The sequence below is a fragment of the Kitasatospora sp. NPDC047058 genome (assembly GCF_040643935.1).
GTDB lineage: Bacteria > Actinomycetota > Actinomycetes > Streptomycetales > Streptomycetaceae > Kitasatospora.
In genome coordinates this window covers 1-1,127 of the sequence record NZ_JBEYVJ010000933.1, presented here as the reverse complement: position 1 = coordinate 1,127, position 1,127 = coordinate 1, and the positions used below count along the sequence as shown (strand labels likewise).

Genomic DNA, 1,127 nt, shown 5'->3' with positions numbered 1-1,127 from the left:
GCCGCGCACGCCGGGTCGCCGGGACTCACCCCCGCAGCCGGGCCCGACGCCCCCGACGGCTCCACCGCCGCCACGGGCCCGGCCTTCGGCACTCCGACGTCACCCTGACGGGCCCGGCTTTGCACCCTCGACGTGTCGCAACGCCTCTCGTGTCAGCCCGGTCCGGGCGGCCGAACCGGCGGACCGCGTCGCCGACCCGGGCCCGGCCTCGGTTCCGGGGCCAGGTTTCGGAGCCGGGCATGAACGTCCAACACCGGGGCACACGAGGGGCGTTCCGGAAGGCCGAGAGCGAACGAGAGGGGAAGACCATGACGATTCTCTGGGCCCTGGCCGCGGGTCTGGTGGTAGGCCTGCTGGCGAAGCTCCTGCTGCCCGGCCGTCAGCCCGTGCCGCTCTGGCTGACCATCCTCGTCGGCGCGGCCGGTGCGGTCCTCGGCAACGCCGCGGCCTCCTACGTCGGTGTGCGGCACACCGGCGGGATCGACTGGATCCGGCACCTGCTGCAGGTCGGCGTGGCGGCGGTGCTGATCGTGCTGGTGTCGCCCGCCTACGCACGACGGCGCCGCTGAGCCGCTGCCCGCCGCCGGAGAGCCCTCAGGCGGTCACGGGCGCCAGTGCCCGCGGTCACTCGCCCTGGCCGGCGCTTCCCATCGGGCCGATCTTCACCGGGGACCCGCCGGCGTCGGTGACGGGCAGCGAGCCGGTGCCCGGCCAGGGCAGGGTGACCGACTGGGTCTCGTCCGGCGGGGTCACCACCAGGCCGGTGATCCGGACGCCGGACCCGCCCGAGGTGTTGGCCGGGTAACTGATGCCGAAGTAGGTCGACTTGCCGTTCGGCACGACGCCCGCGACGACCGGCTCGCCGGAGCGCTTGGCGGACAGCGTGCCCGCGGAGGTCTTCAGGTCGACGCCCGCGTAGCCGGAGAGCGCGCAGTCCTTGCCGCTGTGGTTCTTCAGCTCGACCACGACGGTGTTTTCCGGGTCGCCGGTGATGGTGCGGTCCGCGGCGGTGATGGTCAGGTCCGCGGTCCGGCACTTGGCGGTCTTCCCGGCCGGGGCGGAGCCGGCCGGTGCGGCGGCGGACGGCGCGCTGCTCTTCCCCGACCCGCCGGAAGCCGGCCCGCTGG

Annotated in this window: 2 protein-coding genes; one reads left to right on the top strand and one right to left on the bottom strand. The window is 74.9% G+C overall.

Annotated features, from left to right (window positions below; translation table 11 throughout):
* Positions 1-308: 308 nt before the first annotated feature.
* The gene (locus ABZ885_RS41745) at positions 309-569 is read left to right on the top strand and encodes a GlsB/YeaQ/YmgE family stress response membrane protein (protein WP_360200510.1); all 261 of its coding nucleotides are present in this window, start codon (positions 309-311) and stop codon (positions 567-569) included.
* A gap of 55 nt (positions 570-624) precedes the next feature.
* On the opposite strand, the gene ABZ885_RS41740 is transcribed toward ABZ885_RS41745, so the two are convergent.
* Positions 625-1,127, bottom strand: a 503-nt coding sequence (locus ABZ885_RS41740; protein WP_360200508.1) for a DUF4232 domain-containing protein, incomplete at its 5' end; no start/stop codon positions are given.

Bases quoted from the DNA above. Each gene is read 5' to 3' on its own strand.
- ABZ885_RS41745 (WP_360200510.1), top strand. From the start codon at position 309: ATGACGATTCTCTGGGCCCTGGCCGCGGGTCTGGTGGTAGGCCTGCTG.